The sequence below is a fragment of the Acinetobacter sp. Swhac1 genome (genome assembly GCF_013390985.1).
GTDB lineage: Bacteria > Pseudomonadota > Gammaproteobacteria > Pseudomonadales > Moraxellaceae > Acinetobacter > Acinetobacter towneri.
Map to the genome: position 1 here is coordinate 1 of NZ_JACASN010000067.1, position 3,882 is coordinate 3,882.

Annotated in this window: 7 protein-coding genes and 1 rRNA gene; 2 read left to right on the plus strand and 6 right to left on the minus strand. The window is 39.1% G+C overall.

Going from position 1 to position 3,882, the window contains the following annotated elements; all coding sequences use genetic code 11:
- The first annotated feature begins 1 nt into the window (after nt 1).
- A 5S ribosomal RNA gene (gene rrf / locus HX743_RS15580) occupies nt 2–116 on the plus strand.
- 161 nt (nt 117–277) lie between these two features.
- Here rrf and HX743_RS15585 read toward each other — a convergent pair.
- The 5 genes from HX743_RS15585 to rplM form a co-directional block, all read right to left on the minus strand.
- Complete coding sequence (locus HX743_RS15585; protein ID WP_178319643.1) at nt 278–928, minus strand: hypothetical protein; 651 nt, start codon at nt 926–928, stop codon at nt 278–280.
- Between the two features lie 16 nt (nt 929–944).
- A complete protein-coding gene (locus HX743_RS15590) occupies nt 945–1,373 on the minus strand; it encodes a ClpXP protease specificity-enhancing factor (RefSeq protein WP_178319644.1) in 429 nt (142 codons plus the stop codon).
- Nucleotides 1,374–1,383: 10 nt separating this feature from the next.
- On the minus strand, nt 1,384–2,037 hold the full coding sequence (locus HX743_RS15595; protein ID WP_096901581.1) for a glutathione S-transferase N-terminal domain-containing protein: 654 nt from the start codon (nt 2,035–2,037) through the stop codon (nt 1,384–1,386).
- Between the two features lie 250 nt (nt 2,038–2,287).
- Nucleotides 2,288–2,674: a 30S ribosomal protein S9 gene (rpsI, locus tag HX743_RS15600; protein ID WP_004972483.1), complete on the minus strand. Its 387-nt coding sequence runs from the start codon at nt 2,672–2,674 to the stop codon at nt 2,288–2,290.
- Between the two features lie 12 nt (nt 2,675–2,686).
- Entirely contained in the window at nt 2,687–3,115 is a 429-nt protein-coding gene (gene rplM / locus HX743_RS15605; protein ID WP_004909012.1) for a 50S ribosomal protein L13, read from the minus strand.
- Nucleotides 3,116–3,380: 265 nt separating this feature from the next.
- Between rplM and HX743_RS15610 the strand changes: the two genes are divergently transcribed.
- Nucleotides 3,381–3,614, plus strand: a complete 234-nt coding sequence (locus HX743_RS15610; RefSeq protein WP_178319645.1) for a hypothetical protein — start codon at nt 3,381–3,383, stop codon at nt 3,612–3,614.
- Nucleotides 3,615–3,750: 136 nt separating this feature from the next.
- Here the strand turns inward: HX743_RS15610 and HX743_RS15615 are convergent.
- A partial coding sequence (locus HX743_RS15615) for a transposase (RefSeq protein WP_178318959.1) occupies nt 3,751–3,882 on the minus strand: 132 nt, incomplete at its 5' end.

Sequence of the window (3,882 nt, forward strand, 5' to 3'; positions counted from 1 at the left end):
TGCTGGCGACCATAGCAAGAGTGAACCACCTGATCCCTTCCCGAACTCAGAAGTGAAACCTCTTCGCGCTGATGGTAGTGTGGGGTTACCCATGTGAGAGTAAGTCATCGCCAGCTCATTATTCAAACACCCTCAACTAGCGTTGAGGGTGTTTTTTTATGTAGAAAAGAAAATAAAGTTAGAAAAATAAAATTATAAAAAGAAAGGAAACATAAAAGTGAAGGCAAAATAAAACCATCTGAGGATGGTTTTATTAGGGCTTAGAGAGAAGATTGATTTAAGCAAATAATTGTGTAACAGAACACCATAGAATTGCTAAAATCGCAATCGCAACGATAGGTTCTAACACTTTAGACCAAGTGGGTACAATTGCTTCTACAGGCTCAATATTTTGATGATCATCGTGGGTATGTTGTTGAACCATTTGATTAAACTCCTTAATTGATGCCTCTAATGATAGCTCTTCTTGAGGAATTGGTTTAGAACCTTTTAACTCTATTAGATCGTTTGTTGACCAAACCCAATCATCCGCCTGACCAGATAAATGTTCAATTTGACCCAGTAATAATTCACCTAGATCTTTATTACCAAAATTACCTGTTTGATCTAACTGCTTGAGCTCTGTGAGTTGTAAGGCTAAAACTTCACTAATATTCTGTTCAAGCTCAGTTTTGGAGAGAGGCGACTGATTGTGTGGAGATGTGGTGAGTCGACGTGCAATTTCCTGAATATATAATTCATCTTGATGATCAATTTCTTGATAAAGTTTTTGGTTGTCTTCTCGCCACAAACTGACCAGTTTGCCTAAGCTCAGCGCATTGATTTCTTGAATATATTGGTCGCGATCAACAGCATTATATTGTTTCAAAAGCGAGGGCTTTTGAAGTTTAATCTGCGCTGCAAAATATTGTACTAAATCAAAAGCCATTCACTACTCCATTGTTTTAATCTAATAATCTAAGGCTTGGTTTTTTCTTAGTTTGTTCGGTTTTTTTTTCAGTCTTTGATTCTAAAGCATCTTGATCATTTTGGATATGTGCATACTCACTTGGATCAAAGAATAAGCCTTGTCCATTCTCTCTTGCATAGATACCTACGACGGCATTCATAGGTACATATAAGTCGCGTGATACGCCACCAAAGCGTGCAGAGAAGGTGATTGCATCATTGCTCATGTGTAAGGCATGCACTGCATGTGGAACGATATTTAGGACAATCTGACCATCCTGAATAAATTGTTCAGGAACAAGCGTATTCGGCTGTGTAGCATCGACCAATAAATGTGGTGTGAGTTGGTTATCACAAATCCATTCATAAATTGCGCGGGCTAAATAAGGACGGGTTGGACTTAAATTGATTTCAGATTCAGACATAATATGCTCTTTAAGTATGAATTAAAAATTCTTGATAGCGATTTTTTTCTTGCAAAGTCATTGCTTGAGTGAAGGCAGGGCGTGAAAAAATCCGCTGACAATACAGGAAAATTGGACGACAGTGTTGTTGAGGTAATTCTATGCCCATGGCTTTTAGCCGTATAAATAAGGATGCCAGCATGCAATCTAAAATACTGAAATTTTCTGACATGAAATAAGGATAATGCTGAAATAATGGTGTCAGTGAAATGAGTGTATCACGTAATTTTTTTTGTGCAGCGCGCTGTGTTGTGTAATCTAAGCTATCAGGATGACGTAGCATCTGATCGGCAAGTTTGAACCAGTCTTGTTCAAAGCGCCAAATATATTGACGTTGTTCTGCACGTGGCATAGGTGCATCGGCATAAAGTTTATTTTGTCGATAACGATCATCCAGATATTCGGAAATAATCGCAGTATTAAAGAGTTTTAAATCGTTTTCTAGCAGCATTGGAAGTTGATTATACGGATTCAGGCTTGCGAGGTCTTCATCTTCATAATCGACCAAAATCAGTTGATATTTGATTTGTTTTTCGGCCAGAACGTAACGAATCCAATGTGAGCGAAAGTCGTCCGCATGACTGTAGAGGGTAATGCCTTGTAAGGGTGCGTTCTCGACTGACATAATCCGAAATAAAACCAAATGAATAGAATAGGATACTAAACTTAGCCACTAAAATCACCCAGCAAAGCTGATAAAAGTGTATGAGATATTTGTTGATTGGTTTTCAATTTTTGGACTGTATTGAATTTTGATTTTTGGTGTATGTGAATCCGAATTGTTTATCTGACTAAAAATGCTCAGCTCGTTGATTTGCATAAAAAAAAGCCTTGGAAAATCCAAGGCTTTTTTTGTGTCCGATTCGGTAAACGAATTAACGTTTAGAGAATTGTGGACGTTTACGAGCTTTACGTAAACCAAGTTTCTTACGTTCAACTTCACGAGCATCACGAGTAACGAAACCAGCTTGACGAAGAGCAGGTTTTAAAGTGTCGTCAGATGCGATCAATGCACGAGTAATACCGTGACGGATTGCACCAGCTTGACCACCAATACCACCACCAGCAACAGTGATGTAAAGGTCATATTTTTCAGTAGCTTCAAGAAGCTCTAATGGTTGACGTACGATCATACGAGCAGTTTCACGACCGAAATATTGCTCAAGAGTACGGTTGTTAATTACGAGTTTACCTGTACCAGCTGATAAGAAAACACGTGCAGTTGCGGTCTTACGGCGACCTGTACCATAGTTAGTAGCCATGTGCTGTATCCCTTAGATGTCCAAAACTTGTGGCTGTTGAGCTGTGTGAGGATGCTCAGCACCAGCGTACACTTTCATTTTCTTGATCATAGCATAACCAAGAGGACCTTTTGGCAACATGCCTTTTACAGCGCGTTGGAAGATTTCTTCTGGTTTGTGAGCAACTAATTTCTCGAAATTAGTTTCACGGATACCACCAGGGAAACCAGTGTGGCGATAGTATTTCTTGTCAAGTGATTTGTTACCAGTCACTTGAACTTGCTCAGCATTGATAACAACGATGTAGTCGCCAGTGTCAACGTGAGGAGTATAAGAAGTTTTGTGCTTACCGCGTAAACGACGAGCGATTTCTGTCGCAAGGCGACCTAGAGTTTTGCCAGAAGCATCAACAACGTACCAGTCGTGTTGAACTTCAGCTGGCTTAGCGCTGAGAGTTTTCATTAAACCACTACCTATTATAGTTGGTTTGGACTATGGAAGCTGTCCAAACAAAAAGGAGTCCGAATTCTACCTGAGAATGGGTAGAACTACAATGGAAAAGTCACATTTTAAGCGCTATATTTTATCAAGTTTGGTTATAAAAGCAAAATCACCTCTAGCGACCATTTCACGACAGTAAAAATCAGGTATTGATCTTCTTTATCTAGTGCTGTTTTAGCTTTTTCTGTATGGTCGCAGCAAATAATAATGATGAGGACGGATCACTATGTCTGATGATTTAGAACGCATCGCTACAACGACAAAAGCATTAACGACAGAAGCATTAAAGCCGCAACCAAATAAACTGCTAAAATTTATAGCAGGTTTTTTCATCACATTGATTGGTCTGTATGAACTGGCATTTTTGTTGGTAGGTGCAGCTTATGGTACTGATGTATTTGATTTTATCTTAATCTATTCTGTATTTATGCACATCACCTTGCTCCCTTTTATGCTATAGGGCATCGGTGGCTTCATCATGTTGAGTCTATCTGATCAAAACTATCGAGCAGTCACTCAACAAGCGCCCAAAATACTATCTCCAAGTGAAAGAGGACTCCACTCGTCAGTCAGGGTGGAGGTGAATTTCACAAATTTCAACCTTGTTGATTCTGAATATATTGTTTGATTATTTCCAAAGGCGCACCACCACAAGACCCTGCAAAATATGATCTTGACCATAAAACAGGTTTTGTATAATTCCCTCTCAAGTCTAAAAACTCATTTCG

Bases quoted from the DNA above. Each gene is read 5' to 3' on its own strand.
- HX743_RS15595 (WP_096901581.1), bottom strand. From the start codon at position 2,037: ATGTCAGTCGAGAACGCACCCTTACAAGGCATTACCCTCTACAGTCAT.
- HX743_RS15610 (WP_178319645.1), top strand. From the start codon at position 3,381: ATGTCTGATGATTTAGAACGCATCGCTACAACGACAAAAGCATTAACG.
- HX743_RS15590 (WP_178319644.1), bottom strand. From the start codon at position 1,373: ATGTCTGAATCTGAAATCAATTTAAGTCCAACCCGTCCTTATTTAGCC.
- HX743_RS15585 (WP_178319643.1), bottom strand. From the start codon at position 928: ATGGCTTTTGATTTAGTACAATATTTTGCAGCGCAGATTAAACTTCAA.
- rplM (WP_004909012.1), bottom strand. From the start codon at position 3,115: ATGAAAACTCTCAGCGCTAAGCCAGCTGAAGTTCAACACGACTGGTAC.
- rpsI (WP_004972483.1), bottom strand. From the start codon at position 2,674: ATGGCTACTAACTATGGTACAGGTCGCCGTAAGACCGCAACTGCACGT.